This is a genomic window from Paracoccus simplex (assembly GCF_042648325.1).
Taxonomy (GTDB): domain Bacteria; phylum Pseudomonadota; class Alphaproteobacteria; order Rhodobacterales; family Rhodobacteraceae; genus Paracoccus; species Paracoccus simplex.
Window position 1 is genome coordinate 78,588 of record NZ_JBHRXE010000004.1, and the last position, 25,701, is coordinate 104,288.

The following is a 25,701-nucleotide window of genomic DNA, read 5'->3' on the forward strand; positions in this document are numbered from 1 at the left end:
ATATCAGGCCGGGCCGGTGCAAAGCGCCGCGACCCGCTCGGCGATCGCCAGCGCGGCGGTCAGGCCGGGGCTCTCGATGCCGAACAGGTTGACCAGCCCCGGAATGCCGTGGAAGGCAGGGCTGTCGATGCGGAAATCCGCCGGCGGCTCGCCCGGTCCCGACAGCTTGGGCCGGATGCCGCAATAGGTGGCGGCCAGCGCGTCGCGGGGCAGGGCGGGCCAGTATTTGCGGATCTCGGCCTCGAAATGCGCGCGCCGTGCCGCGCTGACACGATAGTCGATGTCCGGGATCCATTCGACATCCGGCCCAAAGCGCATCGCGCCGGCCAGATCCAGCGTCAGGTGGACGCCCAGCCCGCCGGGCTCGGGAACCGGGTAGATCAGCCGCGAGAACGCCGCCCGGCCCGGCAGGCCGAAATAGCTGCCGCGGGCATAACGCGTCTGCGGCACCCGGGCGGGGTCAAGCCCCCGGACGGAGCGCGCCACCTCCGATGCTGCCAGTCCCGCCGCGTTGACGAACAGCCGCGCCCCCAGCCGGTAATGCGCGGCGCTGGCCGGATCGCGGCTTTCGACCACGAACCGCCCCGCCTTGGCCTCGACCCCGGAGACCGGGCTGCGAAGGCTCAGCACCGCGCCATGCGCTTCGGCCTCGCCCAGCAGCGACAGCATCAGCGCATGGCTGTCGACGATGCCGGTCAGCGGGGAATGCAGCGCCGCATGACAGGCCAGTGCCGGCTCCATCGCCATCGCCTCGGAGCCGGGAAGCAGGCGCAGCGCCCCGGCGCCGGCGGCGATGGCGCGGCTGCGGATCGCCTCCAGCATCGCCTGCTGGTCGGGGGCGGTGGCGACGATCAGCTTGCCGCAGCGCCGATGCGGCACGGCATGGTCCGCGCAATAGGCATAGAGCAGGTCGCGGCCGCGCAGGCACAGCCGGGCCTTCAGGCTGCCGGGCGGATAATAGATCCCGGCATGGATGACCTCGGAATTGCGCGACGAGGTGGCGGTGCCGAAGGCCCCCTCGGCGTCCAGGATCACCACCTCGATGCCGCGCAGCGCCAGGGCGCGGGCGATGGCCAGGCCGACCACGCCGGCCCCGGCAACGATGCATTCGACCTGTTCCACCCGCGCCCCCGTGCCTGACTGCCCGGAAGCCATAGCGGGTTGCGGCGCCGGCCTCCAGCGCCTCAGCCGCGGGTGCCGTCGATGTCCAGCCCGCCCGAGAACACCCGGCTTGTCCGCAGATCGGCGCCGGTGATGGTCGAAAGCGCCTGTGCATCGACCGGGGCACCGCCCGAAAACAACCGGTTGGCCTGCCGCAACCGGGCCCGGTCCAGGGCGTTGCGGATCGAGCGCGCATTGGCGAAATGCGGCTGCGCCCGGCGCAGGCGGATATAGTCCGCCATCGCCTCGCGGCCCGAACTGTCGAAGGCATAGCCCTGCGCCTCGAGCATCGAGGCCGAGATCCGCGCCAGTTCCCCGTCGGTATAATCGGGAAACTCGATGTGATGGGCGATGCGCGACCGGAAGCCCGGATTGGCGGAAAAGAACCTGTCCATCCGGTCGGCATAGCCGGCCATGATCACCACCAGGTCGTCGCGGTTGTTCTCCATCACCTGCAGCAGGATCTCGATGGCCTCTTGGCCGTAATCGCGTTCGTTGTCGGGCTTGTAGAGGTAATAGGCCTCGTCGATGAACAACACGCCGCCCATGGCCTTCTTCAGCACCTCTTTGGTCTTGGGCGCGGTATGGCCGATATATTGCCCGACCAGATCATCGCGGGTGACGCTGACCAGATGGCCCTTGCGTACATAGCCGAGCCGATGCAGCAACCCGGCCATCTTCAGCGCCACCGTGGTCTTGCCGGTGCCGGGATTGCCGGTGAAGCTCATATGCAGGGTCGGCACCTCATGCGCCAGGCCCAGGTCGCGCCGTGCCCGGTCCACCAGCAGCAGCGCCGCCGTCTCGCGGATCCTCTGCTTGACCGGCGCCAGCCCGATCAGCTCGCGGTCCAGCTCGTCCAGGATCTCGCGCACGCCCGAGGATTCATACTCGGCCTTCAGATCGACCGTGGCGGTCTTCTCGCCCATATCGCCATCCATCCGGCTTTCTCCGTTTCCCAAATACCCCCGGGGGGTGCGGGGGGCGGCAAGCCCCCCGCCATCGCCGGGCCGTCAGGCCCGGCAGCCTATCTCGCCAGCTCATGCGTATAGCGGATATGCCGGCCGTCGGCCTCCATCCGCCAGGTGCGGAAGCTCGGCTCCGACTGGGGCCGGTTGACGATGAAGGACATCATCACCGTCTCCCATCCTCGGGTGCTGTCGAAGGCGTTGATGCGGATATAGCTGTCGCCATGTGCCTTGCGGCACGCGTCCAGCTCCATCATCACGCCCTTGGCGTCTTTCAGGTCGAACATCGGATTGCCCCACATCTCCCAGTAGGTGTTGCGGGGATGCGGCTCGTCGGTGAACTCGATCCCGACCGCCCAGTCGCGCGACAGGATATATTCGACCTGGTCGCGGATCTGTCCGTCCGTCAGGTCGGGCAGGAAGGAAAAGCAGCCCTGAGTGATGCGCATCGTCTCTCTCCCTTAGCTGACGGACGCGGTCGGAACGAAATCCGAGGTGTCGGTCGAGGTATAGTTGAAGGTGATGTTGCCCCAGGTATCCAGCGCCGCCTCCAGCGGCTTGCACCATTTGGCGGCCTTGCGCAGGACTTCCGGGCCTTCGGCCCTGATGTCCACGCCCTCGTTGCGGGCCAGCACCATGGCCTCCAGCGCCACGCGGTTGGCGGTGGCGCCGGCCTGGATGCCCATCGGGTGGCCGATGGTGCCGCCGCCGAACTGCAGGACCACGTCGTCGCCGAACAGGTCCAGCAACTGGTGCATCTGCCCGGCATGGATGCCGCCCGAGGCGACCGGCATCACCTTCTTGAGATTGCCCCAGTCCTGTTCGAAGAACAGGCCGCGCGGCAGGTCGACCGCATTCACCATCTCGCGGCAGACATTGTAATAGCCCTGCACGGTCAGCGGATCGCCCTCCAGCTTGCCGACGGCGGTGCCGCAATGCAGGTGGTCGACGCCGGCCATGCGCAGCCATTTGGCGATGACGCGGAAGCTGATGCCGTGGTTCTTCTGCCGGGTATAGGTGCCGTGCCCGGCGCGGTGCATGTGCAGGATCATGTCGTTCTGCCGGCACCAGTTCGAGATCGACTGGATCGCCGTCCAGCCGACGATCAGATCCACCATGACGATGACCGAGCCCAGTTCCTTGGCCAGTTCGGCGCGGCGATACATCTCCTCCATGGTGCCGGCGGTGATGTTCAGGTAATGGCCCTTGACCTCGCCGGTGACGGCGGTGGCCTTGTTCACCGCCTCCATGCAATAAAGGAAGCGGTCGCGCCAATGCATGAAGGGTTGCGAGTTGATGTTCTCGTCATCCTTCATGAAGTCGAGCCCGCCCTTCAGCCCCTCATAGACCACGCGGCCGTAATTCTTGCCCGACAGTCCCAGCTTGGGCTTGGTGGTGGCGCCGAGCAGCGGGCGGCCGAACTTGTCCAGCCGCTCGCGCTCGACCACGATGCCGGTGGGGGGGCCGGCAAAGGTCTTCATATAGGCGACCGGGAACCGCATGTCCTCGAGCCGGGCGGCCAGCAGCGGCTTGAAGGAGAACACGTTGCCGATGATCGAGGCGGTGACGTTGGCGATCGAGCCTTCCTCGAACAGGATCAGGTCATAGGCGACGTAGCAGAAATACTGGCCCGGCTGCCCCGGGACCGGCTCGACCTTGTAGGCCTTGGCGCGATACTGGTCGCAGGCGGTCAGCCGGTCGGTCCAGACCACGGTCCAGGTCGCGGTCGAGCTTTCGCCGGCCACGGCCGCCGCCGCCTCGATGGGGTCCACGCCGTCTTGCGGGGTGATACGGAACAGCGCCAGCACATCGGTGTCCTTGGGCTGGTAATCGCCGTCCCAATAGCCCATCTGGGCGTATTTCAGCACGCCGGCGGCATAGCGCTTCTTCTTGTCGGTGATCTCGGACTTGCTCAATTCGTTCATCGGGCTTCCTCCTCTCAGGCGGCTTGCGCGCCGGTGATCGCCGGGTCCAAAGCCCCCGACGCATAGCGGTTGGCCATCTCGTCCATCGGGACGACCTTGATCGTGCTGGCATGGCCGGCGGTGCCGAAACGCTCGAAACGGTCGCCCAGGCCGATGCTGTCATGGGGCACGACATGCACCCCCGGCACCCCCGTCAGCGTGCCCGGCTGGATCGCCGGTCGGGAATAGTCGCTGAAGGCCGGAAAGGTGCCGCCATAGGGGATCAGCCCGCCATGCGGGGCGATGCCGTTCACGATCGCCGCCATGCCCGTGCTGCGGCTGTTGTTTGGGCCGGTCAGGTCGGCCGAGCCGGCCACCGTGTTCGGCACCGTGGCGTTCACCACCTCCAGCGCCATTTCCGACGCCTTGCGGGCCGCGACCTTGGGCCGGCCGGCGACGAGCTTCGCGACATGGTCCCGGATGGCACGGCGCAGCGCCGCAGCATCGGGCGCGGCCAGCATGGCAGAGAAAGCGGGCTTGAGAGGGGATAGATCAAGCCGTTCCTGCCAGGCCGACCGCGCCGCTACCCCTCGCGCGGAGACAGGGCGCCAGGAGTCCAGAAGGTCTTGCGGGATGTCGAAGGGTTCGTGCGGCCTGCCCAGAGGCGCGCGGGCCGCCGCGATTTCGGCGGCATCCGGCGGCGCGCCATGCACGTCGTGACTGCCCTGCGTGTTCGGCGCGCCGCAGCCGATCACCGTCCTGCAGCCGTTGAGCGAGGGGCGCTCGTCCTCGCGCGCGGCCTCGATGGCGGCGGCCACCGCCTCGCGGTCATGGCCGTCCACCGCCTGCACATGCCAGCCCGCGGCGGCAAGGCGCGCCGGCCGGTCGGTCGAGATGCACAGGTCGGTATGGCCGTCGATGGTGACGCGGTTGTCGTCCCACAGGACGATCAGCCGTCCCAACCGCTGATGGCCGGCGAGGTCGATGGCCTCTTGCTGGATGCCCTTCATCAGGCAGCCGTCGCCGCAGAGGACACAGGTCCAGTGCGCGACCAGATCGTCGCCGAAGCGGGCGTTCATCATCCGCTCGGCCAGCGCCATGCCGACGGCGGTGGCGATGCCTTTGGCGTGGCCGCGTTCGGGATGGCCGGCGGTGCGGGCGCCCGGCTGGCGGAAATTCCGCAACTGGCCCCGGTCCATGACATCATAGCCGAGCATGTGGTTGATGGCATAGACCAGCATCGAGCCATGGCCGGCCGACATCACGAAACGGTCGCGGTCGGGCCATGCCGCATCCGCCGGGTCCAGCGTCATGAAGCGGTTGAACAGCACCGCCGCCACGTCGGCCATGCCCATGGGCGCGCCGGGATGACCGGATTTCGCCGTCTCGACCGCGTCCATGGCCAGCGCGCGGATGGCATTGGCCATCTGCGCCTCCATCGCGGTGTCGATCCTGGCCATCTGGTTCATTGGCGCGATCCCTTCTTCAGACGCGTTTCGACTGGCTGACCATGCGCGTGACCATCGGCGTGAAGATCAGCTGCATGGCGAGGTCCATCTTGGGGCCCGGAATGACGATGGAATTGGCGCGGCTCATCCACGACCCCTGGATCATCGAGGTCAGATAGGGGAAATCGATGCCGCGCGGGTTCTTGAAGCGGATCACGACCAGGCTTTCGTCCGGCGTGGGAATCCAGCGGGCGATAAGCGGGTTCGAGGTATCGACCACCGGCACGCGCTGGAAGTTGATGTCGGTCTGGGTGAATTGCGGGCAGATCACATGCACATAGGCGTGCATCCGGCGCAGGATCACGTCGGTGATCGCCTCGGTCGAATAGCCGCGGCTGGCCTGGTCGCGGTGGATCTTCTGGATCCATTCCAGGTTGATGACCGGCACCACGCCGATCTTCAGGTCTGCCTGGCCGGCGATGTCGATATCGGCGGTCCTGACCGCGCCATGCAGCCCCTCGTAGAACAGCAGGTCCGAGCCCGGCTCGAATTCCGACCATTCGGTGAAATGGCCGGGCGGCACGCCGTAACGCTCGGATTCGCGGTCGTCGTGGACATAGTGCCGGGTCCTGCCGGTGCCTGTCTCGCCATAGCTGCGGAACACCTGTTCCAGCTTGGTCAGCTCGTTGGCCTCGATGCTGAAATGGCTGAAGGTGTGGTCGCCGGCCGCTGTCCGCCGGGCCAGCTCGGCCTTCATCGCGGCGCGGTCGTAGCGGTGAAACGCGTCGCCCTCGATGCTGACGGCGGTGATCCTCTCGCGGCGAAAGATCTGGTCGAAGGTGTTCTTGATCGTGGTCGTGCCAGCGCCCGACGAGCCGGTGACGGAAATGATCGGATGTTTCTTGCTCATGGTGGTCCCTCGGTTTCCGTTTCAGGCCCGGAACAGGCCGCGATTGCCGAACAGCGCCGAGATCTCGGGTTCGGGCAGATCGTGATAGGCGGCGATGCGCGCGACCTTCTCGGCCGAGCCGAAGACGAAGGGCGTGCGCTGGTGCAGCGCGGTGGTGACAAGATCCAGGATCGGCTCGGCGGTGTCGGTGGCCCGGCCGCCGGCCTGCTCGACCAGGAAGGCGATGGGCGCGCATTCGTAAAGCAGCCGCAGCCGGCCCCGCTCATAGCCCTTGCGGGCATCGGCGGGATACAGGAACACGCCGCCGCGCATCAGGATGCGATGCGCCTCGGCCACCAGCGAGGCGAGCCAGCGCATGTTGAAATTGCGCTCGCGCGGGCCGTCGATCCCGGCCAGGCAATCGTCGATATAGGCCCGGACCGGACGTGGCCAATGTCGATAGTTCGAGGCGTTGATGGCGAATTCGAACGAACAGTCCGGCATGGACAGCCGGTCGTCCACCAGCCGGAAGCGGCCGCTGTCCGGATCCAGGGCGTAATGCTGCACGCCGTCGCCGAAGCTGACCATCATGGCGCAGCGCGGGCCATAGATGATGTAGCCGGCGCCGATCTGCTGGCGGGCCGGGCGCAGGAAGCTGGCCTCGGCCGTCGCCTCGGCCGGGTAGATCGAAAAGATCGAGCCGATCGACAGGTTGGTGTCGATGTTCGACGAGCCGTCCAGCGGGTCCAGGGCAACGGCCAGCGCGCCCTGCGGGTCCAGCGGCAAGGCCTGCTCCTGCTCCTCGGACGCGAACCAGCGCACGCCGGCCCCGGCCAGCGCGTTGCGGAACAGGTCGTCCGCCAGCACGTCCAGCGCCTTCTGCCCGTCGCCATCCGCATTGGTGCCGACCGGCGCGCCCAGATCGCCGCCGCCCCGGATCAGCTGGGCCAACGCGGCCCCCGCCTCCGCCAGCGCCTGCATCACCGGGTGCAATCCGGACGGAATCCGTCCGGTGTCGATCCTGTCGGCGGTCATCGTCCCCCCTCTCCCTGGTCCATGTCCCCGGTGCGTTGTTGACATGGCTGGGCTTTAAGGAACATTTAATAATCCAGAAACCAGTTTCGGAAATTCCGAATGACCCGGGTCGATGCCATCACCCTGCGCCAATTGCGCGCCCTGCGCGCCGTGGTCGAGAACGGTTCGCTGACCGCGGCCGCCGCCGACCTTCGCCTCAGCCCGCCGGCGGTGCATGGCCAGTTGCGCGCGCTCGAGGATCTGATGGCGGCGCCGCTAGTCATGCGCGGCGAACATGGCGTGTTCCTGGCCACCGACGAGGGTCGGGCGGTGCTGGCGGCCGAGGCGCAGATCGCCGTGGCGCTGGAAGGCTGCGCCCGCCGCGTGGCGGCGCTGAAAAGCGGCCATGTCGGCAATGTCTCGCTGGGGGTGGTCTCGACCGGGAAATATTTTGCCCCGCGACTGGTGGCCGCGCTGCGCCGGGCGCTGCCCGAGGTCGAGGTGACGCTGCGCATCGGCAACCGCGACAGCGTGATCCAGTGGCTGCAGTCGCGGGCCCTGGACCTGGCGATCATGGGCCGGCCGCCGCGCAACCCGGCCGTGCAGGCCGAGCCGGTCGGCCCGCATCCGCATATCATCGTGGCGCCGCCAGACCATCCGCTGGTCTCGGCCGACCCGGTCATGCCCCAGGACCTGCTGGCCGAGACCTTTCTGGCGCGCGAGCCGGGCTCGGGCACCCGGATCCTGATGACGCGCTTCCTGGACCGCATCGGCGACGGCACGCCCTGGCGCATGGTCGAGATGGGCACCAACGAAACCATCAAGCAGGCGGTGATCGCCGGGCTCGGCATCGCGCTGATCTCGCAGCATACCGTGACCGAGGAACTGCGCTCGGGGCGGCTGGTGGCGATCAGGGCCATCGGCCTGCCGATCCAGCGCAGCTGGTTCCTGCTCAAGCGCGAAGACATGGTGCTGTCCCCGGCCGGGCAGCGCGTGCATGGCCATATCCTGGCCCAGCAAGGCGGCTTCCTGCCGCGCCTCGACGACTGAGCGGTGAACCGACCCGGCCCGGCGGCGTTGACCCGCCAGGAGGGAAGCATGGCCCAGGATGCGATCCGGATCGCCGGAATCCCCGTCAGCAGCGGCAAGCGGGTGATCTTCGATCAGCCGCGCCTGACCAAGGCGGATCTGGCGCGTTACTACCAGGCGGTGGCCGGACCGATGCTGCGCGAGATGGCCGACCGTCCCCTGTCGCTTCTGCGCCTGCCCGAGGGCATGACCGGCGAGCGATTCTTCCAGAAACACCCCGGCAAGGGCTTCCCCAAGGCGGTGAAGACGGTCGAGATCACCGAAAGCGACGGCGCCGCGGCGCCCTATGCCTATGTCACCGACGCCGCCGGCATCGTCGGCGCGGTGCAGATGGGCAGCGTCGAGTTCCACTTCTGGGCGGCGCATCGCGATCGGCTGGACCGGCCCGACCGGCTGGTGCTGGACCTCGATCCCGACGAGGCGCTGGACTTCGCCGCGGTGCGCGGTGCGGCGCTGGACCTGCGCGACCTGCTCGCGGATCTGGGGCTGGCCGCGTGGCCGCTGCTGACCGGCGGCAAGGGCATCCACCTGGTGGTGCCGCTGCGCCGCATCCTGGGCTGGGACCGGCTGAAGCACTTCGCCCGCGGTGTGGCGGTTCTGGCCGCCGGGCGGCAACCCGAGCGCTTCACCGCCGGCATGGCCAAGGCCGGGCGCAGCGGCCGGATCTTCATCGACTGGCTGCGGAACGAACGCGGCGCCACCGCCATCGCGCCCTTCTCGATCCGCGCCCGGCCGGGGGCGCCGGTGGCCTGCCCGGTGACCTGGCAGGAACTGGAAAGCATCCCCCGCGCCTCGGTTTTTGGCCCCGAGGCGGCGTTGGAGCGCGGCTGGGGCGATCTGGAACCGCCGCCGCCGCAAGCGCTGACCGTCCGGACCGTCGCGGCACTGGACGACCGGAGCCGGGCCGCCGGCCTGGGGCGAGGCGTCAGAAGTTCCAGTCCTCGTCCTCGGTCGCGACCGCCTTGCCGATGACATAGGACGATCCCGAGCCGCTGAAAAAGTCGTGGTTTTCGCTGTCGGGCGACAGCGCCGCCATGATCGCCGGATTGACCTCGCAGGCGGCGGGCGGGAACAGCGCCTCGTAGCCCAGGTTCTGCAGCGCCTTGTTGGCATTGTAATGCAGGAAGGCCTTCACGTCCTCGGTCAGGCCGATATCGTCGTAAAGCTCGGCGGTGTATTTCGCCTCGATGTCGTAGAGATCGAAGATCAGCGAAAAGGCGAAATCCTTCAGCTCCTGCTGCTTTTCGGCGCTCAGCTTCTCCAGCCCGCGCTGGTACTTGTAGCCGATGTAATAGCCATGCACCGCCTCATCGCGGATGATCAGCCGGATCAGGTCGGCGGTATTGGTCAGCTTGGCGCGGCTCGACCAGTACATCGGCAGGTAGAAGCCGGAATAGAACAGGAAGCTCTCCAGAAAGACCGAGGCGATCTTGCGCTTCAAGGGATCGCTGCCGGCCTGGTATTTCTCGACGATGGTCCGGGCCTTGGCCTGCAGATGCGGGTTCTCCTCGGCCCAGCGGAAGGCCTCGTCGACCTCCTTGGTCAGGCACAGCGTCGAGAAGATCGAGCTGTAGGACCGCGCATGGACCGCCTCCATGAAGCTGATGTTCGACAGCACCGCCTCCTCATGCGGGGTCAGCGCATCGGGCATCATCGAGGGCGCGCCGACGGTGTTCTGGATCGTGTCCAGAAGCGTCAGCCCGGTGAACACCCGGATGGTCAGCGCGCGCTCGGCCGGCCGCAGCGTCGCCCAGCTCTGCACGTCATTCGACAGCGGCACCTTCTCGGGCAGCCAGAAGTTGACGGTCAGCCGGTTCCAGACCTCCAGATCCTTCTCGTCCTCCAGCCGGTTCCAGTTGATCGCCCGCAGGGGCGTGCGCATGGCCTGATCCTTCATCCGAAGAACCCCTTTTCATCGTTTCTCAAATACCCTCGGGGGCGTGGGGGCGGACAGCCCCCACCGCCAAGGCCGGTCACAGCGTGCAGGACACGCAGCCCTGCACCTCGGTGCCTTCCAGCGCGGTCTGGCGCAGCCGGATGTAATAGATCGTCTTGATGCCCTTTTTCCAGGCGTAGATCTGGGCGCGGTTGATGTCGCGCGTCGTCGCCTCGGCCGGGAAGAACAGCGTCAGCGACAGGCCCTGGTCGACATGTTCGGTCGCGGCGGCATAGGTGTCGATGATCGCTTCGGGGCCGATCTCATAGGCGTCGCGGTAATAGTCGATGTTCTCGTTCGACATGAAGGCGGCGGGATAATAGACCCGGCCGATCTTGCCTTCCTTGCGGATCTCGATCTTGGCCACGATCGGGTGGATCGAGCTGGTCGAGTTGTTGATATAGCTGATCGAGCCGGTGGGCGGCACCGCCTGCAGATTGCGGTTGTAAAGCCCGTGCTGCATCACCGATTGCTTCAGCGCCGCCCAATCCTCACGCGTGGGCAGGGTGATGCCCTCGAACACCCGCACGACATCGGCCGAGACCGGCAGCCAGTCGCGCTCGGTATATGTGTCGAAGAACGAGCCGTCGGCATAGTTCGACTTCTCGAAATCCTTGAAGGTCCGGCCCTTTTCCTGCGCCAGCAGGTTCGAGGCCCGGATGGCGTGATAGGCGACGGCGGCGAAATAAACGCTGGTGAACTCGACACCCTCGGGGCTGCCGTAATGAATGCGCTCGCGGGCAAGGAAGCCGTGCAGGTTCATCTGGCCAAGACCGACGGCATGCGCCTCGTCATTGCCGCGGCGGATCGAGGGGACCGAGTCGATCGAGGACATTTCCGACACCGCGGTCAGCGCCCGGATCGCCGCCTCGACCGTGGCGCCGAAATCCGGCCCGTCCATGGTCGCGGCGATGTTCAGCGAGCCGAGATTGCACGAAATATCAGTGCCCAAGTGTGCATAGCTCAGATCCTCGTTGAACGCGCTCGCCTCGTTCACCTGCAGGATCTCGCTGCACAGGTTCGACATGCTGATGCGGCCATGCACGGGATTGGCGCGGTTCACCGTGTCCTCGAACATGATATAGGGATAGCCGCTTTCGAACTGGATCTCGGCGATGGTCTGGAAGAACTCTCGCGCGTTGATCTTCTTCTTCCTGATGCGTTTGTCGTCGACCATCTCGGCATATTTCTCGGTGACCGAAATTTCCGAGAAGGGCATGCCATAGACCCGCTCGACGTCGTGCGGCGAAAACAGGTACATGTCGGCGTTCTTCTTGGCCAGTTCGAAGGTCACGTCGGGGATCACCACGCCCAGGCTCAGCGTCTTGATGCGGATCTTCTCGTCGGCATTCTCGCGCTTGGTGTCGAGGAAGCGCAGGATGTCGGGGTGATGCGCGTTCAGATAGACGGCGCCGGCGCCCTGCCGCGCGCCCAGCTGGTTGGCATAGCTGAACGAATCCTCCAGGAGCTTCATCACCGGGATGACGCCCGAGGACTGGCTCTCGATGCCCTTGATCGGCGCCCCGGCCTCGCGCAGGTTGGTCAGCATCAGCGCCACGCCGCCGCCGCGTTTCGACAGCTGCAGCGCCGAGTTGATCGAGCGGCCGATACTCTCCATGTTGTCTTCAAGCCGCAGCAGGAAGCACGAGATCAGCTCGCCGCGCGATTTCTTGCCGGCATTGAGGAACGTGGGCGTCGCCGGCTGGAAACGGCCGGAGAGCATTTCATCCATGAACCGCATGGCGAGGCCCTCGTCGCCGCGCGCCAGTGTCAGGGCGACCATGACCACGCGGTCCTCGTAGCGTTCCAGGTAGCGCTGGCCGTCGCGGGTCTTCAGCGTGTAGCTGGTGTAATATTTGAACGCGCCCAGGAAGGTCGGGAAACGGAACTTCTTCTGATAGGCGGCATCCCAGATCGCGCGCTGAAAGTTCTTGGAATACTGGTCCAGCACCTCGGGCTCGTAATAGCCCTCATCGACCAGATAGCGCAGCTTCTCGTCGAGGTTGTGGAAGAAGACGGTGTTCTGATTGACGTGCTGCAGGAAATACTGCCGCGCGGCCTTGCGGTCGGCGTCGAAGCGGATCTTCCCCTCGCCGTCGTAAAGGTTCAGCATCGCGTTCAGCGCGTGATAGTCCAGCTCGGCCTTTACGCCATCGTCAAGCATTCCGTCCCCCAGAATTCATGCAGCCCCGCCCGAACGCGGGAAATGTCCAGATCAGTCCCCGCCAGCTCGAATCGATACAGCACGGGAACGTTGCACTTGTCAGAAATCACCCGACCGGCCAAGGCATAGGTGGCGCCGAAATTCCGGTTGCCGGCGGCGATGACGCCGCGCAGCAGCCCCCGGCGGCCCGGGTCGTTGAGAAAGCGGATCACCTGTTTCGGCACCGCGCCCCGACCCGTACCGTCGGCATAGGTCGGGCAGATCAGCACATAGGGCAGGACGGGCGCCGGCATCGCGTCGCGGGGCGAGAGCGGGATGCGCCCGGCCGGCCAGCCGAGCCGCGCCACGAAACGCGCCGTGTTCCCCGAGGCCGAGGAATAATAGACCAGCCTGACCCCGGACCCGTCCAAGGTCCTTACGACAGCCGGCCGATCATGTCGGGGCGGAAACCGGCCCAATGCGCCTCGCCGGCGACGACGACCGGCGCCTGACGATAACCCAGCGAGGTGACCAGTTCCATCGCCGCGTCATCCTCGGTCAGGTCGACCAGGTGATAATCCAGGCCGCGCGCGTCCAGGGCGCGGGTGGTGGCGGTGCATTGCACGCAGGCGGGCTTGGAATAAACGGTGATGGTCATGCCTCTGCTCCTTCATGGTCGCGGCAAAGGCAGGCCGCGGCCGAAGGCAGCGCCCCTCCGAACCGGTCCGGCCCGCGCCCGCCGCGCGGTTTCGTCCTGTCGCGTCATGGCAGGTCTTCTGACTCGCAGGTCTCGGCTCGGCTGGCCTTCCCGGTTGCCCAGTGGTGCTCCAGCGTCGCTCTCCGCTTACAGCTGCGGGGGCAGTGCCGGATTCGCACCGGCTTCCCTCTTCGTCCCCCGGATCGCTCCGGGTTGACCATGACCCCGCCAATAAGCCATGGCCGGAAGGGCCGGTCAATCCATATCTAGTGGGAAAGGCGAAGTATCCCCAAATATCTGGTAGAGACCGGATTCCCGGCCTGGGGTTTCGGCGGCAAGAAACGGGGCTCCGGGCGGAGATTGTCCCGCCGGATTCCGGGCCGATCGCCGGCAGGGACGACCTATGCCGCTGCAAGACAAGACCATCATCGACGCCGGAGCCTCCAGCGCGTCAGGGCCGCGGCTGGGCCTTGCTGCTCGGCGCGAGAAACGGTTGCGGGATCGCGTCGCGCGGATCACGCCAGCTTTGTGGCCGGCAGCGCCATGCTGGCGGATGGCGGCGGCAATTCGATCTGCAAGACCTAGCCCCGGAAGCTGCGCCACAGGCTGATCGCCGCATCCGACAGGTCGCCCAGCCGCGCCAGAAGATGCTCGCGCTCCAGCGCCGGCGCGGTGCCGGCGCGGTCCAGCCGCTGCAGCAGCCGCATGATGCGGCGGCGATGGGTGCCGGTCATCGTCTGCACCGGATCGGCGACCAGCCCGGCAAAGGTGGTCAGGACCGAGGCGAGCATGGCCAGAACCACGCCGGTCAGCACCACCTCGACGGTGGACAGCTCGCGCGGGAAGGCGCCATACCACATGCGCCCGGCCCAGCTTCCCAGCGCGAAATCCTCGACCGCCTGCGTCTGCGCCCGCAGCTGCGCGATCGGCCCGGCCAGCGAGATCACCCCGGGCGTGGCGCGGTGGAACAGCAGAAGCCCCGAAAGCAGAACCAGCAGCGAGGTGGTGATCTCGGAGACCGCGTTGCGGGTCTCGGCATAGTCCGAGACGGCGCGGGCCACGGTCTCGGGCGGCGCCCTGGGGGCCAGGTCCTGTTCCGCCAGGTCGCCGATGAAGCCGGCCAGATCCGCCTCGATCCGCTGCGCCACGTCGGAGGTCAGGAAGATCTGCCGGCGCGCCAGCCAGTCGCCGGCCCGGACCAGCCCGATGCGCCGCAACAGCGGCGCGACCAGCCGCACCAGCAGGAACAGCGGCGACAGCATGACGTTGACCGGCGCGCGCAGCAGGTCGGGGCCAAGGGCATGGCGATGCAGCGCCAGCGTGCCGCGCAGACCATAGCGGGCGCGGACGAAGCGGCGGACCTCGGTCTCGCGCCGGGTCAGCGGGCGGGTGTCGGCGGGCTGCAAGGCCATGGGCGCGGTCCCTCGAAGGATCGCGCCCAATCTAGGCATCGCGGCCGGGCCGCTCAATGCCGAAGACTCAGATCAGCGTCACCAGCCCCAGGCCCAGGGTCGAGATGAACAGCCAGGCCAGCGCGCCAAGCGCCAGCGGCCGGATGCCCTTGGCGCGCAGCTTGCGGATGTCGGTCTCCAGCCCCATCGCGGCCAGCGCCATGGTCAGCAGGAAGGCGGTCAGGCGGACGACCTCGGCCTGCAGCGCTTCGGGCAGCGGCAGGGCGCTGTTCAGCAGCACGACCGCGACGAAGCCCAGCACGAACCAGGGGGTCGGCGCCGCGCCATGCGCCTCGCCGCCGCGCCGCCGGGCCAGCGCGCCCAGCACCAGGATCAGCGGCGCCAGCATGATGACCCGGCTGAGCTTGGCGACGGTGGCGGCCTGCCCGGCCTCGGCACCGTGCTGGAAACCGGTGCCGACCACCTGCGCCACCTCGTGCACTGTCGCGCCGACCCAGATGCCGTAATGCGCCGGGCCCATCGCCAGCATTTCGCCCAGCACCGGCATGGCCAGCATCGAGAGCGAGCCGAAGACCGTCACGCAGGCGATGGCATAGGCCACGTCCTCGTCCGAGCCGCGGGTGACGGTATTGGTGGCGATCACCGCCGAGGCGCCGCAGACCGAGGTGCCGGCCGCGATCAGCTCGGCCAGCCGCGCCTCGACCCCCAGCGCCCGCCCGGCCCATTTGGTAAAGACGAAGGTGGCGGCCAGCGTCATCGAGATCACCGCCAGCCCCGGCAGGCCGACCGCGCGCAGCTGTTCCAGCGTCAGTTGGAAGCCCAGCAGCACGATGGCAAAGCGCAGCACCCGGCGCAGCGAAAAGGCGATGCCCGGTCGCGCCGCTGCGGGCGTGCCCAGCAGGTTGCGCAGCATCATGCCCAGCACCATCGCCACCACCAGCGGGCTGAGCGCCGGGATGCCCGAGACCCGCTGCACCGCCGTCGCCGCCACGGCGATGGCGAAGGTCAGTCCCAGCCCCGGCAGGATGGCGCCCAGCCAGCCGGTGATGGCAGGGGAATTTTGCTGGCCCTGATCGGTCGAGGACATGGTTTCGCTCCTTTGTCTGTGATGCGGAACATGATCCTGATATGACGTTCAATCCATCGCATTGTATTTGCCATATCGTTCGATTTTTCTTATGAATGGCGCATGACCCTGGAACAGCTCCGCATCTTCCTGGCCGTGGCCGAGCGCCAGCATGTCACCCGCGCGGCCGAGGCGCTGAACCTGACGCAATCGGCGGTCAGCGCCGCTGTCTCGGCGCTCGAGGCGCGGCATGGCGTGCGGTTCTTCGACCGGGTGGGGCGGCGCATCGTGCTGACCGAGACGGGCGAGGCCTTCATGGCCGAGGCCCGCGCCGTGCTGGACCGCGCCGAGACCGCCGAGATGGTGCTGGAGGATCTGGCGCGCGAGCCGCGCGGGCGCTTGCGGGTCCATGCCAGCCAGACCGTCGCCAGCTACTGGCTGCCGCCGCGGCTGGTGGCGCTGCGCGAGATGCATCCGGGGATCGAACTGCGCCTGACGGTCAGCAACACCACCCAGGTCGCCGATGCGGTGCAGGAGGGCGGCGCCGATCTGGGGCTGGTCGAGGGGGCGGTGGCGCATGGCGAGCTGCACCGGCAGGTGGTGGCGCGCGACCGGCTGGTGCTGGTCATGGGCGCCGGGCATCCCTGGGTCGGGCGCGACGCGCCGCCGCCGGCCGCGCTGGCCGCGCAAAGCTGGGTGTTGCGCGAGCCGGGCTCGGGCACGCGCTCGGAATTCGAGGCCTGGCTGGGCGGGCAGGGGCTTTCCGTGGCCGCGCTGCCGGTGGCGCTGGAATTGCCCTCGAACGAGGCGGTGCTGGGCGCCGTGGCCGCCAGCCAGTGCCTGGCGGCGCTGTCGCAGCGCGCGGTGGCGCGGCCGGCCGCCTCGGGCTGGATCCGCACCCTGCCGCTGGACGGGGCCGAGCGGCCCTTCTCGCTGCTGACCAATCCGCGGCGCTATCGCACGCGGGCGGTGCAGGCGCTGATCGGCATCCTGACCGACGAAGGCTTCGCGGCCGGACTGCCCTGACGCGAAAAGACCTGCGCCACCGGGAGGGAAGGCGCAGGCCGTCTTCTCGGCGGGGCCGGCCGGCGCTGTCGCGCAGAACCGGCCGCCCCGCGAGGCGACTTCGTCAGCCGTGCTGGGGCTGCGACAGCGGGGCGTCCTGCTGCAGCACGTCCAGCGCCGGCATGTCCTCGCCGTCAAGGATGCGCCGGGCGCGGTCGCGGTCGATGTCCCCCACCCAGGAGGCGACGACCACGGTGGCGACGCAATTGCCCAGGTAGTTCCCCAGCGCCCGGGCGATGCCCATGAACCAGTCCACCGACAGCACCAGCACCAGGCCGATGGCGGGAATGGCCGGGATCGCGGCCAGCGTTGCGGCCAGGATCACAATGGCCGAGCCCGGCACCCCATGCGCGCCCTTGGACGTCACCAGCGCCACGCCCAGGATGGCCAGCAGGTCCATGGTGGACAGCGGCGTGTTGGTCGCCTGGGCGATGAACACCGCCGCCAGTGTCAGATAGATCGAGAAGGCGTCGAGATTGAAGGAATAGCCCGTCGGCACCACCAGGCCCACGGTCGAGTCCTTGATGCCCAGATGCTCGAGCTTGCGCATGGTCTGCGGCAGCACCGAATCGCTCGAGGCGGTGCCGGCGACGATGCTGATCTCGGTGCGCAGGTAGCGCAGCAGCTTGAAGATGCTGAAGCCGGCCAGCCGCATCACGAAGCCCAGCACCACGAAGACGAAGATGGCGATGGTGACGTAGAACAACGCGACCAGCGAGCCCAGCTGCGCCAGCGAGCCGATGCCGTATTGCCCGACGGTGAAGGCGATGGCGCCAAAGACACCCAGCGGCGCCAGCCGGACGATGAAGCCCATGATCTTGAAGGTGACGTCCCCCGTCAGCTCGATCATGTGCAGCAGCGGCTTGCCGCGCTCGCCCACCAGCGACAGGGCGCAGCCGAACAGGATCGCGACCAGCAGCACCTGCAGCACGTCGCCCTGGGCGAAGCCGCTGATCATCGTGGTCGGGATCAGCTTCATCAGGAACTCGACGGTGCCGCCGCTGCTGACCTCATGCGCGCGGTCGACATAGGCCGACAGTGCCGAGGCGTCGAGCTGGCTCACGTCGATGTTCATGCCGTGGCCGGGCCCGAACAGATAGGCGATGGCGATGCCAAGCGCCAGGGCGATGGTGGTGATGATCTCGAAATAGATGATGGCGCGGATGCCGACCTTGCCGACCTTTTTCAGGTCGCCCGCGCCGGCGATGCCATGCACCACGACGCAGAACACGATGACGGGGATCAGCATCTTGATCAGCTTGATGAACCCGTCCCCCAGCGGTTTCATCTTGGCGGCGAATTCGGGCGCGAAGAAGCCGGCGATCACCCCCAGCACCAGCGCGACGCAAACCTGTCCAAACAAGGACCTGGACCAATTCGGCATGTGTTTTCCGTTCCTCCCTGTGACGGAAGGGCCGGGTCGCGGCCTGGCGGTCTGGCGATGCGTCTCCTCCCGCATCGGCGGCGCGCGGTCGCGGCTGGCCCTTCATGCCGAAGATTGTGGCCAATGGCATATCGGTGTCTAATATTGATTTGCCGCTGACCTATACGGTGATGCTATGAGAATGCGCCAGCTTCGCTGCTTCGTCGTCCTGGCCGAGGAGCTGAACTTCACCCGCGCCGCCCGGCGGCTGAACATGTCGCAGCCGCCGCTGAGCACGCAAATCCAGACACTTGAGCGTGAGGTCGGCGCCGAGCTCATCAGCCGCACCAGCCGCAGGGTGGCGCTGACCCGGGCGGGGACGCTGTTCCTGCCGCGGGCGCGCAACATGCTCGACCAGTATGAACGCAGCCTGCACGAGATCCGCGAAATCCAGCAGGGCCAGGACGGTCTGCTGGAAATCGGCGCCACCGGTTCGATCCTGCGCGGCGGCCTTGCCGAGCTTCTGGCGCGTTTCGCCCGGCTGCACCCGCGAATCACCCTGCGCGTCCACGAACAGACCCCGGCCGCGCAGCTGACCGAGGTGCTGAGCCGACGCACGGATGTCAGCTTCAACCGCTCGGTGCCGCGCGACGCGGAACTGGCCCATGAATACGGCTGGCGCGAGGAGATGGTGGCGCTGGTGCGCAGCGATCACCGGCTGGCCGGGCGCACCTGCGTCTCGATCGACGACCTGCGCGAGGATCAGCACGTGGTGCTGCGCCCGGACAGTTCGGATTTCGCCGCCTATGTCATGGCCTGCATCGTCGCCTCGGGCTATCGGCCGCGGGTCTCGCAGCAGGTGGTGGACGCGCAGTCGATCCCCAGCCTGATCGTGGCGGGCTTCGGGGTCAGCATCGTGCCGGCGGGCATCGCCAAGCTGACGGCCGGGCCGCTGACCTTTCTGCCGCTTCGCCCCGACCCGCCGGTTTCCGAGGTCTATATCGTCTATCACCACCGTGACCCGGCCCCGGCGTTGCAACTGTTCCTGGCCGAGATCCGCCGCAGTCTGGGCCACGATCCGGCCGGGCCGGTGCGCTGAGGGTTCGACCCGGCGGGCGCGCGGCGGCATCATCGCGCCCGGAGGGGCCGGATGACCCAGATGCTGCGAATGTTGCGCCAGCGGGCGCAGATGAACCGCCTGGCCAATGCGCGGCGGCGCGGCTGGACCGCGGATCAGCTGATGCGGTCCTAGTTTGGCTTTGACTTGTGGACCGGGACAGGATAGGCGGGCGGCTTGGCTCCGCGTTCCGGGCCGGCGGGCCGTTGGGAGGGCCCGGCCGCAAAGGGGAATGGTGCCTTCACCCGGATGCCCCGCATCCCCTTTCTGGCGAAGAAAATGAACGAACATGATATTGCCGCGCCTCTGGCCGCGGCGCTGGCGGCCAAGGGCTATGCCAGCCTGACTTCCGTGCAAGAGGCCGCGCTGGCCCCCGAGGCGCGGGGCCGCGATGTGCTGGTCTCGGCCCAGACCGGCTCGGGCAAGACCGTGGCCTTCGGCCTGGCCATGGCCGCCGACATCCTGGACGGCGACGGCCTGCCCGAGGCCGGGCAGCCGCTGGCGCTGGCCATCGCGCCGACCCGCGAACTGGCGCTGCAGGTGGCGCGCGAGCTGGGCTGGCTTTACGAGCAGGCGGGCGTGCGCATCGCCACCTGCGTCGGCGGCATGGACTACCGCACCGAGCGCCGGGCGCTGGAGCGCGGGGCGCATATCGTCGTCGGCACCCCCGGCCGGCTGCGCGACCATATCGAGCGCGGCTCGCTGGATCTGACCGCCTTGCGCGCCTGCGTGCTGGACGAGGCGGACGAGATGCTGGACCTGGGCTTCCGCGAGGATCTGGAATTCATCCTGGGCAGCGCGCCGGCCGAGCGCCGCACGCTGCTGTTCTCGGCCACCGTGCCGCCGGCCATCGAGGCGCTGGCCCGCGATTTCCAGCGTGATGCGCTGCGCATCCAGGCCATGGGCGAGGCGCGCCAGCATGGCGACATCGAATATCGCGCCCTGTCGGTGACCACCCGCGACCGCGAGCACGCGATTTTCAACACCCTGCGCTATTACGAGGCCAGCCGGGCCATCATCTTCTGCAAGACCCGGGCCAATGTGAACCACCTGCTGGCGCGCATGGGCAATCGCGGCTTCAAGGCGGTGGCGCTGTCGGGCGAGCTGTCCCAGCAAGAGCGCAGCCATGCCCTGCAGGCGCTGCGCGACGGTCGGGCGCGGGTCTGCATCGCCACCGACGTGGCGGCGCGCGGCATCGACCTGCCGGGGCTGGAGCTGGTGATCCATGCCGACCTGCCCACCAATCCCGACACGCTGCTGCACCGTTCCGGCCGCACCGGCCGGGCCGGGGCCAAGGGCACTTCGGTGCTGATCGTGCCGTCCTCGGAATACAAGCGGGCGCAGCGGCTGTTGCAGCGCGCCAAGCTGGTCGCGGACTGGGGCAAGGCGCCTTCGGCCGATGAGGTGCAGGCCCGCGACGACGAGCGGATGCTGGAGCATCCGGCGCTGGCCGAGGCGCCGGGCGAGGAGGCGGGGCTGGCCGCCGCGCTGCTTGACCGGTTTGGCGCCGAGCGGGTCGCCGCAGCCTTCTTGCGGCTGTGGCGCGAGGGGCGCCCGGCGCCCGAGGAGCTGTCGGAAAGCGTGGGCCCTGCGCCTGCTGCGCCGCGCGAACGCGGCGAGTTCGGGCCGGCGGTCTGGTTCCTGCTCTCGGTCGGCCATTCCGGCCGGGCCGAGGCGCGCTGGCTGCTGCCCAAGATCTGCGAGGCGGGCAACATCACCCGCGATGCCATCGGCGCGATCCGGGTCAAGACCGAGCAGACCTTCGTGCAGATCGCCGCCGCCGCCGCGCCGAATTTCGGCGAGCGGATCGAGCTGGAACCCGGCCTGACCATGCGCCGGATCGAGGGCGAACCGGTCTTCGACGCACCCGCGCCGCGCGACCGGAAGCCGGTGCGCCATGGGTATTTGGAAAACGGTGAAACGGCAGGCGCGGCGCATCCCGCCCGCGAGAAGAAGCCGCATCGCGGCCAGGCGCCGCATGCCGCGCGGCCCGAGCCGCTGGAGCCGCGCGCCGAGGATCGGCCCAAGCCGGCCCGGCGTCCGGCCTTGCTGGACCCCGACGCGGTGAGGCCGCGCGCCGCCCGGACCGCTGCCGCTGCCGATCGCGGCCGCGACCGCGGCGAGTACGCGCCGGAAACCGAAGCGGCGGAAGCCCCGCGCAAGGCCCGCTGGAGCAGCGAGAAGAAGCAGGCGCAGAAGACCACCCCCAAGCCAAGCCCGCGGGCGGGCCTGAAATCGGCGGGCTTCAAGTCGCATGGCGTGGCGCGCGACGACCGGTCGGGCCGGGGCGAGGGTGCCGAGGCGCGGCCGAAACGCGCCGCGGGTTTCAAGTCGCACAAGGCGGCCGGCGGCTTCCAGGGCAAGGGCGGCGACAAGCCGTTCCGCGCCGGGCCGAAGCCGGGCAAGCGCTAGCGCCTCGTTGCCGTTGCCAGCGCCAGCCCGTCCACCACGGCGGTGAAGGCCCCGGCGCGCAGCAACTGCGCCCCGGGGCAGAGCCGCAGCGCTTCGTCGGCGACCAGGCCCATCAGGCTGGAGCCGCCGACCAGGATGACGCTGCCGACCTGGGCCGGCGCGATGCCCGCCAGCCGCAGCGTCTCGGCGGCGGCTTCGTGGAGTTCGGCGCGATGGCCCGCCAGCGCCGCGTCGAGCGCGGCGGGCGAGATCGCCGGCGCCAGCCCCGGCTCGACGAAGCCCATGGCGATGCGCGCGCCCTCGCCGGCATTGGCGGCGATCTTGCCGCGCTCGACCGCGAAGGCCAGTTCATGGCCCAGTTCCTCGTCTAGCACCGCGACAAGGCGGTCCATGGCGGCGCGGTCTACCGCCATGCGGGCCATCTCGGCGGCCATGCGCCGCGTCTCGGGCACGTAGAGGAAGGGGATCTTGGCCCAGGTCGCCAGATCGACATAGATCGCATTCGGCACCGGAAGCAGCCCCGACCCCATGGCGCGGCGCAGTTCGCCGCCATGACCCAGCGCCGGCATGGCATGGTTCAGCGAGACCTGCTGGTCGAAATCCGTGCCGCCCAGCCGGATGCCGTGATTGGCGAGGATGTCCAGCCTGTCGCCGCGGCTGCGGAAGGCCGAGAAATCCGAGGTGCCGCCGCCGATATCGACGATCAACCCGATCTCGTCCGCCCGGCCAAGGCCATGGCTGGCCAGCGCCGCCGCCTCGGGCTCGGGCAGGAAGGCGACCTCGTCGAAACCCGCCGCCAGATAGCAGTCGCGCAGGTCAGCCTTGGCCTGCGCGTCGCGGGCCGGATCGTTCGAGTGGAAATGCACCGGCCGGCCGGAAAGCGCGCGGCGGAAACGGCGGCCGGTCGTCGCCTCGGCCCGTTCGCGCAGCGTGGCGAGAAAGGCGGCGACGATTTCCGCCAAGGTGCGGCGCTTGCCGGCGATCAGCCGCGATTCGTGGAAAAGCCCGGTTCCGAGCACGCTTTTCAGCGCCCGCATGTAGCGGCCTTCGTCGCCCGCGATCAGCGCCTCGGCCGCCGCCGCGCCGATGCGCATGGCGCCGCTGCGGGCCGGGAAGAACACGGCGGTGGGCAGGGTTTCGGCCCCCGGCTCGATGGCGATGCGCCGCGGCCGGCCGTCCTGCAGGATCGCCGCGGCCGAGTTCGAGGTTCCGAAGTCGATGGCGAGCATGTCGTTTTGCATTTTCCTGCGCCCTGTTTCCGCAAAGCCCGGGCGGATAGCCTGTCCGGCGTTGCAGCGCAAGCCGGGGGTCAGAACAGCCCGGCCAGCGCCCGCGCCCCGGCAAGCCCGGCCGACAGCGCCATGACTCCCAGCGCCAGCCCGCGATAATGCCGCGGGTCGAGGCGGCGGAACAGCTGCCCGCCGACCCAGGTGCCCGAGACCAGCAGCGGCAGCAGCGCCAGGCTGAGCCCCAGCGTGCGCAGATCCACCGCCCCCGCGACCGCCAGCCCCGGCAGGGTGATCAGCGCCGAGGCGAAGAAGAAGATCATCATCGAGGCCCTGGCCCGCGCAGCCGGGGTGCCGCTGGCGACGAAATAGGCCACGGTGGGCGGGCCGGGCATGGCGGCGAGGCTGCCGAACAGGCCCGACAGCGCCCCGGCCGCCAAGGTCATGCCGGGGCCGGGCGCCAGATGGCGGTGCGGCTGGCGCAGCATCATGCCCAGCCCGGCCAGCGAGATCGCGGCGATGGCAAGCCGCCCGGCATCGGGGTCGAACAGCGCCAGCGCCGCGATGCCGAAGGGCATGCCCAGTAGCGAGCCCAGCGACAGCCGCAGCACCGCCGCGCGATCATAGCTGCCATGCAGGTGCATGAGGTCGCGAAAGCCGATCATCACCTGCAGCAGGATGGCGCTGGCCACCGCCACGCGCGGCTGGATGATCAGCGACATCAGCGGCACCGCCGCCAAGGCGAAGCCGAAGCCGGTCAGGCCGCGCAGGATGGCTGCGCCGAAGACGGCCGCGGCGATGGGCAGGAACCAGAGCAGCATGATCTCTTGCAGGCAGGTGAGGCGCCCCCGCGCCATGATGGCAGGGGAATGCGCCCGCCTTATCCGGCGCGTCGCTTGGCGTCCAGACCGGCCCCGGCCGGTGCCCCGCCGGGTGTGGCATGACGGGAACGGACGAGATCGCCCGTCCCTTGCCCAAGGGTCAGGCGCGGTGCGCCCGCCAATGGTCGATGCCGGCCTGCGCCACCGCCTGATCCTGCGCCGGCGTGCCGGACGAGACGCCGATGCCGCCGACGATGTGGCCGTCATGCTCGACCGGCAGGCCGCCGCCCACCACCATCAGCCGCCCGCCGATGGCCGAGGAAATCCCCCAGGCCGGTGCGCCCGGCTGGCTGGCGGCGCCGTATTCATGCGTGGCCTTGCGCGCCGCGGCGGCGGTGAAGGCCTTGTCGACGGCAATGGTCGCCGAGGTCACCTTGCCGCCATCCATGCGCGAAAAGGCCAGCAGCTGCCCGCTTTCGTCGGTGACGGCGATGCACATGGGCACGCCGATCCCGTGCGCATGGGTCTCGGCGCCGGCGATCAGCAGGCGGGCGTCCGCCTGGTCCAGTCGGGTGATAGTGAGCATGGGTTCCTCCTTTGAAAATCTTGCGCAGGCGTTCATTCCGCCGGGGCGCGGCCGGGCAGCGGCGCAGGCGCGGCGGCGCGACCCAGCGCGGACCGGTAGCTTTGCGGCGACAGGCGCAGGGCCAGCAGGCCGACCAGCAGCACCGCCCCCAGATGCAGTTCCCACCCGGCGGCGAAGCTGCCGGTTTGGTCATGCAGCGCCGCCAGCAGCCAGGGCGGCAGGGCCGCCAGCAGGAAGCCGCCGCCTTGCATCAGCGCGGCAAGGGCGCCGGCTTCGACCGGGTCGGGCAGGTGGTCCAGCGCCACCACCATCATCAGCGAGAAGCAGCCGCCAAGCCCCGCGCCCAGCAGGAAGGCGGTCAGATGCGGGGCGGCCTCGGGGCGCAGCGCCAGCAGGGCGAAGCCCAGGGCCTGCAGGGCAAGGCAACCCAGCAGCCAGGGCCGCCGGTCGCTGCCGCGGCTGGCGAGCACCGGCGTCAGCAGGGCCGAGATTGCCTGGCCCACGGCCAGCAGCGCCAGTAGCCCGCCGCTGGCGCCGGCCGTCCAGCCCAGGTCGCGGAAGGCCGGCGCGAGCCATGCCACCGACGAGGAATAGCCGCCATTGATCAGGCCGAAACAGGCCATCAGCAACCAGACCCGCGGCCGACCCAGCCAGCCCCGCAAGGCCAGGCCGCCGCTGCGGCCAGCGCCCTGTTCGCGAGGCAGGACAAGGGCGACCAGCAAGGCCGTCAGCGCCGCGGGCAGAGCCAGCCAGCCCAGCGCCAGGCGCCAGCTGCCGCTCCAGCCGGCGACCAGCGGCGCGGCCTGGGCGCCGAAGGCGCCGCCGCCCATCATCATCGAGGCATAAAGCCCCATCGCCAGGCTGACGCGGCGCGGGAACTCGCGCTTGATGACGGCGGGAAACACCGCCTGCACCGCCGCCGCGCCAAGCCCCAGCAGCACGGCCGAACCCAGCATCTGGGCCGCCGAATGCGCGACCAGCCGCAGGGCCGAGCCCAGGGCCAGCACCAGCAGCGCCGCGACCGTGGCGCGCTTTGCGCCCAGCCGCGCCTGCAGGCCCGGCCCGAAGAAGGCGCCGGCGCCCATCAGCAGGATCGGCAGCAGGGTCAGCAGCGACAGGCCCTGCAGGGAAAGGCCAGTATCGGCCGCGACCGGACCCGTCACCGGGCCGAGCCCGGTCAGGAAGGGGCGCAGCGCCAGGCCGACCAGCGCCACGACCGCAAGCATCCAGGGCCGCGGATCGGCCGCGGGTTTCGCCTTGTTGGCAGTCACTGGTCCTGTCGCTCCTTCTCGCGGATCGGCCGGGCGCCATGGGGCTGTTGCGAAGCCGGAGGTTGATTGCGAAACCTGCCCGGTGATGCGATCCTGCGGAACGATAGCCCGGCGGG

At 68.8% G+C, this 25,701-nt stretch carries 22 protein-coding genes, 1 pseudogene and 1 riboswitch; of the genes and pseudogenes, 5 read left to right on the forward strand and 18 right to left on the reverse strand.

Going from position 1 to position 25,701, the window contains the following annotated elements; all coding sequences use genetic code 11:
* Positions 1-3 precede the first annotated feature (3 nt).
* The 7 genes and pseudogenes from ACFOMP_RS01425 to ACFOMP_RS01455 form a co-directional block, all read right to left on the reverse strand.
* Positions 4-1,122: an NAD(P)/FAD-dependent oxidoreductase gene (locus tag ACFOMP_RS01425; protein ID WP_379027623.1), complete on the reverse strand. Its 1,119-nt coding sequence runs from the start codon at positions 1,120-1,122 to the stop codon at positions 4-6.
* 62 nt (positions 1,123-1,184) lie between these two features.
* The gene (gene cbbX / locus ACFOMP_RS01430) at positions 1,185-2,099 is read right to left on the reverse strand and encodes a CbbX protein (RefSeq protein WP_289896234.1); all 915 of its coding nucleotides are present in this window, start codon (positions 2,097-2,099) and stop codon (positions 1,185-1,187) included.
* 86 nt (positions 2,100-2,185) lie between these two features.
* The gene (locus ACFOMP_RS01435; protein ID WP_289896233.1) at positions 2,186-2,575 is read right to left on the reverse strand and encodes a ribulose bisphosphate carboxylase small subunit; all 390 of its coding nucleotides are present in this window, start codon (positions 2,573-2,575) and stop codon (positions 2,186-2,188) included.
* A 12-nt stretch (positions 2,576-2,587) separates the two neighbouring features.
* Positions 2,588-4,051: a form I ribulose bisphosphate carboxylase large subunit gene (locus tag ACFOMP_RS01440; protein WP_289896232.1), complete on the reverse strand. Its 1,464-nt coding sequence runs from the start codon at positions 4,049-4,051 to the stop codon at positions 2,588-2,590.
* A gap of 86 nt (positions 4,052-4,137) precedes the next feature.
* Positions 4,138-5,490, reverse strand: a pseudogene (locus tag ACFOMP_RS01445) (1-deoxy-D-xylulose-5-phosphate synthase N-terminal domain-containing protein); the annotation flags it as partial.
* A 25-nt stretch (positions 5,491-5,515) separates the two neighbouring features.
* The gene (locus ACFOMP_RS01450) at positions 5,516-6,388 is read right to left on the reverse strand and encodes a phosphoribulokinase (RefSeq protein ID WP_379027624.1); all 873 of its coding nucleotides are present in this window, start codon (positions 6,386-6,388) and stop codon (positions 5,516-5,518) included.
* A 21-nt stretch (positions 6,389-6,409) separates the two neighbouring features.
* On the reverse strand, positions 6,410-7,402 hold the full coding sequence (locus ACFOMP_RS01455) for a class 1 fructose-bisphosphatase (protein ID WP_379027625.1): 993 nt from the start codon (positions 7,400-7,402) through the stop codon (positions 6,410-6,412).
* A 99-nt stretch (positions 7,403-7,501) separates the two neighbouring features.
* On the opposite strand from ACFOMP_RS01455, the gene cbbR reads away from it, so the two are divergent.
* Positions 7,502-8,431, forward strand: a complete 930-nt coding sequence (cbbR, locus tag ACFOMP_RS01460; protein ID WP_379027626.1) for a LysR family regulator CbbR — start codon at positions 7,502-7,504, stop codon at positions 8,429-8,431.
* Between the two features lie 48 nt (positions 8,432-8,479).
* A complete protein-coding gene (gene ligD, locus ACFOMP_RS01465; protein WP_379027627.1) occupies positions 8,480-9,442 on the forward strand; it encodes a non-homologous end-joining DNA ligase in 963 nt (320 codons plus the stop codon).
* Here the strand turns inward: ligD and nrdF are convergent.
* The 6 genes from nrdF to ACFOMP_RS01495 all read right to left on the reverse strand — a co-directional run bounded on the left by nrdF (position 9,396) and on the right by ACFOMP_RS01495 (position 15,745).
* On the reverse strand, positions 9,396-10,367 hold the full coding sequence (gene nrdF / locus ACFOMP_RS01470) for a class 1b ribonucleoside-diphosphate reductase subunit beta (RefSeq protein WP_289896227.1): 972 nt from the start codon (positions 10,365-10,367) through the stop codon (positions 9,396-9,398). The two genes, ligD and nrdF, sit on opposite strands and share 47 nt — an antisense overlap.
* A gap of 76 nt (positions 10,368-10,443) precedes the next feature.
* On the reverse strand, positions 10,444-12,570 hold the full coding sequence (nrdE, locus tag ACFOMP_RS01475) for a class 1b ribonucleoside-diphosphate reductase subunit alpha (protein WP_379027628.1): 2,127 nt from the start codon (positions 12,568-12,570) through the stop codon (positions 10,444-10,446).
* Positions 12,552-12,959 (reverse strand): class Ib ribonucleoside-diphosphate reductase assembly flavoprotein NrdI, encoded by a 408-nt coding sequence (gene nrdI / locus ACFOMP_RS01480; RefSeq protein ID WP_379027684.1) that lies wholly within the window; start codon positions 12,957-12,959, stop codon positions 12,552-12,554. Before nrdI ends, nrdE begins: the two co-directional genes overlap by 19 nt.
* A 26-nt stretch (positions 12,960-12,985) precedes the next feature.
* A complete protein-coding gene (gene nrdH, locus ACFOMP_RS01485) occupies positions 12,986-13,207 on the reverse strand; it encodes a glutaredoxin-like protein NrdH (RefSeq protein WP_019352382.1) in 222 nt (73 codons plus the stop codon).
* A gap of 91 nt (positions 13,208-13,298) precedes the next feature.
* A riboswitch (cobalamin riboswitch) is annotated at positions 13,299-13,483 on the reverse strand.
* A gap of 344 nt (positions 13,484-13,827) precedes the next feature.
* Positions 13,828-14,658: a DUF6635 family protein gene (locus ACFOMP_RS01490; protein WP_379027629.1), complete on the reverse strand. Its 831-nt coding sequence runs from the start codon at positions 14,656-14,658 to the stop codon at positions 13,828-13,830.
* A 67-nt stretch (positions 14,659-14,725) separates the two neighbouring features.
* The gene (locus tag ACFOMP_RS01495; RefSeq protein WP_379027630.1) at positions 14,726-15,745 is read right to left on the reverse strand and encodes a YeiH family protein; all 1,020 of its coding nucleotides are present in this window, start codon (positions 15,743-15,745) and stop codon (positions 14,726-14,728) included.
* 102 nt (positions 15,746-15,847) lie between these two features.
* Between ACFOMP_RS01495 and ACFOMP_RS01500 the strand changes: the two genes are divergently transcribed.
* The gene (locus ACFOMP_RS01500; protein WP_379027631.1) at positions 15,848-16,750 is read left to right on the forward strand and encodes a LysR substrate-binding domain-containing protein; all 903 of its coding nucleotides are present in this window, start codon (positions 15,848-15,850) and stop codon (positions 16,748-16,750) included.
* A gap of 103 nt (positions 16,751-16,853) precedes the next feature.
* Here the strand turns inward: ACFOMP_RS01500 and ACFOMP_RS01505 are convergent, their stop codons facing one another.
* Positions 16,854-18,173, reverse strand: coding sequence for a C4-dicarboxylate transporter DctA (locus tag ACFOMP_RS01505; RefSeq protein ID WP_289896221.1), 1,320 nt, complete (start codon positions 18,171-18,173; stop codon positions 16,854-16,856).
* A 181-nt stretch (positions 18,174-18,354) separates the two neighbouring features.
* Between ACFOMP_RS01505 and ACFOMP_RS01510 the strand changes: the two genes are divergently transcribed.
* On the forward strand, positions 18,355-19,251 hold the full coding sequence (locus ACFOMP_RS01510; RefSeq protein ID WP_379027632.1) for a LysR family transcriptional regulator: 897 nt from the start codon (positions 18,355-18,357) through the stop codon (positions 19,249-19,251).
* Between the two features lie 297 nt (positions 19,252-19,548).
* Complete coding sequence (locus tag ACFOMP_RS01515; protein WP_379027633.1) at positions 19,549-21,681, forward strand: DEAD/DEAH box helicase; 2,133 nt, start codon at positions 19,549-19,551, stop codon at positions 21,679-21,681.
* Here ACFOMP_RS01515 and ACFOMP_RS01520 read toward each other — a convergent pair.
* The 4 genes from ACFOMP_RS01520 to ACFOMP_RS01535 all read right to left on the reverse strand — a co-directional run bounded on the left by ACFOMP_RS01520 (position 21,678) and on the right by ACFOMP_RS01535 (position 25,585).
* Positions 21,678-22,922 carry an Hsp70 family protein gene (locus tag ACFOMP_RS01520; protein WP_379027634.1) on the reverse strand — a complete coding sequence of 415 codons (1,245 nt, stop codon included), beginning with the start codon at positions 22,920-22,922 and terminating at the stop codon, positions 21,678-21,680. The two genes, ACFOMP_RS01515 and ACFOMP_RS01520, sit on opposite strands and share 4 nt — an antisense overlap.
* A 68-nt stretch (positions 22,923-22,990) precedes the next feature.
* Positions 22,991-23,728 carry a TSUP family transporter gene (locus ACFOMP_RS01525; RefSeq protein ID WP_379027635.1) on the reverse strand — a complete coding sequence of 246 codons (738 nt, stop codon included), beginning with the start codon at positions 23,726-23,728 and terminating at the stop codon, positions 22,991-22,993.
* Positions 23,729-23,888: 160 nt separating this feature from the next.
* Positions 23,889-24,314, reverse strand: coding sequence for a GlcG/HbpS family heme-binding protein (locus ACFOMP_RS01530; protein ID WP_289896216.1), 426 nt, complete (start codon positions 24,312-24,314; stop codon positions 23,889-23,891).
* Between the two features lie 32 nt (positions 24,315-24,346).
* A complete protein-coding gene (locus ACFOMP_RS01535) occupies positions 24,347-25,585 on the reverse strand; it encodes an MFS transporter (RefSeq protein ID WP_379027636.1) in 1,239 nt (412 codons plus the stop codon).
* Positions 25,586-25,701 lie beyond the last annotated feature (116 nt).

Bases quoted from the DNA above. Each gene is read 5' to 3' on its own strand.
- cbbX (WP_289896234.1), bottom strand. From the start codon at position 2,099: ATGGATGGCGATATGGGCGAGAAGACCGCCACGGTCGATCTGAAGGCC.
- ACFOMP_RS01435 (WP_289896233.1), bottom strand. From the start codon at position 2,575: ATGCGCATCACTCAGGGCTGCTTTTCCTTCCTGCCCGACCTGACGGAC.
- ACFOMP_RS01440 (WP_289896232.1), bottom strand. From the start codon at position 4,051: ATGAACGAATTGAGCAAGTCCGAGATCACCGACAAGAAGAAGCGCTAT.
- ACFOMP_RS01450 (WP_379027624.1), bottom strand. From the start codon at position 6,388: ATGAGCAAGAAACATCCGATCATTTCCGTCACCGGCTCGTCGGGCGCT.
- ACFOMP_RS01455 (WP_379027625.1), bottom strand. From the start codon at position 7,402: ATGACCGCCGACAGGATCGACACCGGACGGATTCCGTCCGGATTGCAC.
- cbbR (WP_379027626.1), top strand. From the start codon at position 7,502: ATGACCCGGGTCGATGCCATCACCCTGCGCCAATTGCGCGCCCTGCGC.
- ligD (WP_379027627.1), top strand. From the start codon at position 8,480: ATGGCCCAGGATGCGATCCGGATCGCCGGAATCCCCGTCAGCAGCGGC.
- nrdF (WP_289896227.1), bottom strand. From the start codon at position 10,367: ATGAAGGATCAGGCCATGCGCACGCCCCTGCGGGCGATCAACTGGAAC.
- nrdE (WP_379027628.1), bottom strand. From the start codon at position 12,570: ATGCTTGACGATGGCGTAAAGGCCGAGCTGGACTATCACGCGCTGAAC.
- nrdH (WP_019352382.1), bottom strand. From the start codon at position 13,207: ATGACCATCACCGTTTATTCCAAGCCCGCCTGCGTGCAATGCACCGCC.
- ACFOMP_RS01490 (WP_379027629.1), bottom strand. From the start codon at position 14,658: ATGGCCTTGCAGCCCGCCGACACCCGCCCGCTGACCCGGCGCGAGACC.
- ACFOMP_RS01495 (WP_379027630.1), bottom strand. From the start codon at position 15,745: ATGTCCTCGACCGATCAGGGCCAGCAAAATTCCCCTGCCATCACCGGC.
- ACFOMP_RS01500 (WP_379027631.1), top strand. From the start codon at position 15,848: ATGACCCTGGAACAGCTCCGCATCTTCCTGGCCGTGGCCGAGCGCCAG.
- ACFOMP_RS01505 (WP_289896221.1), bottom strand. From the start codon at position 18,173: ATGCCGAATTGGTCCAGGTCCTTGTTTGGACAGGTTTGCGTCGCGCTG.
- ACFOMP_RS01510 (WP_379027632.1), top strand. From the start codon at position 18,355: ATGCGCCAGCTTCGCTGCTTCGTCGTCCTGGCCGAGGAGCTGAACTTC.
- ACFOMP_RS01515 (WP_379027633.1), top strand. From the start codon at position 19,549: ATGAACGAACATGATATTGCCGCGCCTCTGGCCGCGGCGCTGGCGGCC.
- ACFOMP_RS01520 (WP_379027634.1), bottom strand. From the start codon at position 22,922: ATGCAAAACGACATGCTCGCCATCGACTTCGGAACCTCGAACTCGGCC.
- ACFOMP_RS01525 (WP_379027635.1), bottom strand. From the start codon at position 23,728: ATGCTGCTCTGGTTCCTGCCCATCGCCGCGGCCGTCTTCGGCGCAGCC.
- ACFOMP_RS01530 (WP_289896216.1), bottom strand. From the start codon at position 24,314: ATGCTCACTATCACCCGACTGGACCAGGCGGACGCCCGCCTGCTGATC.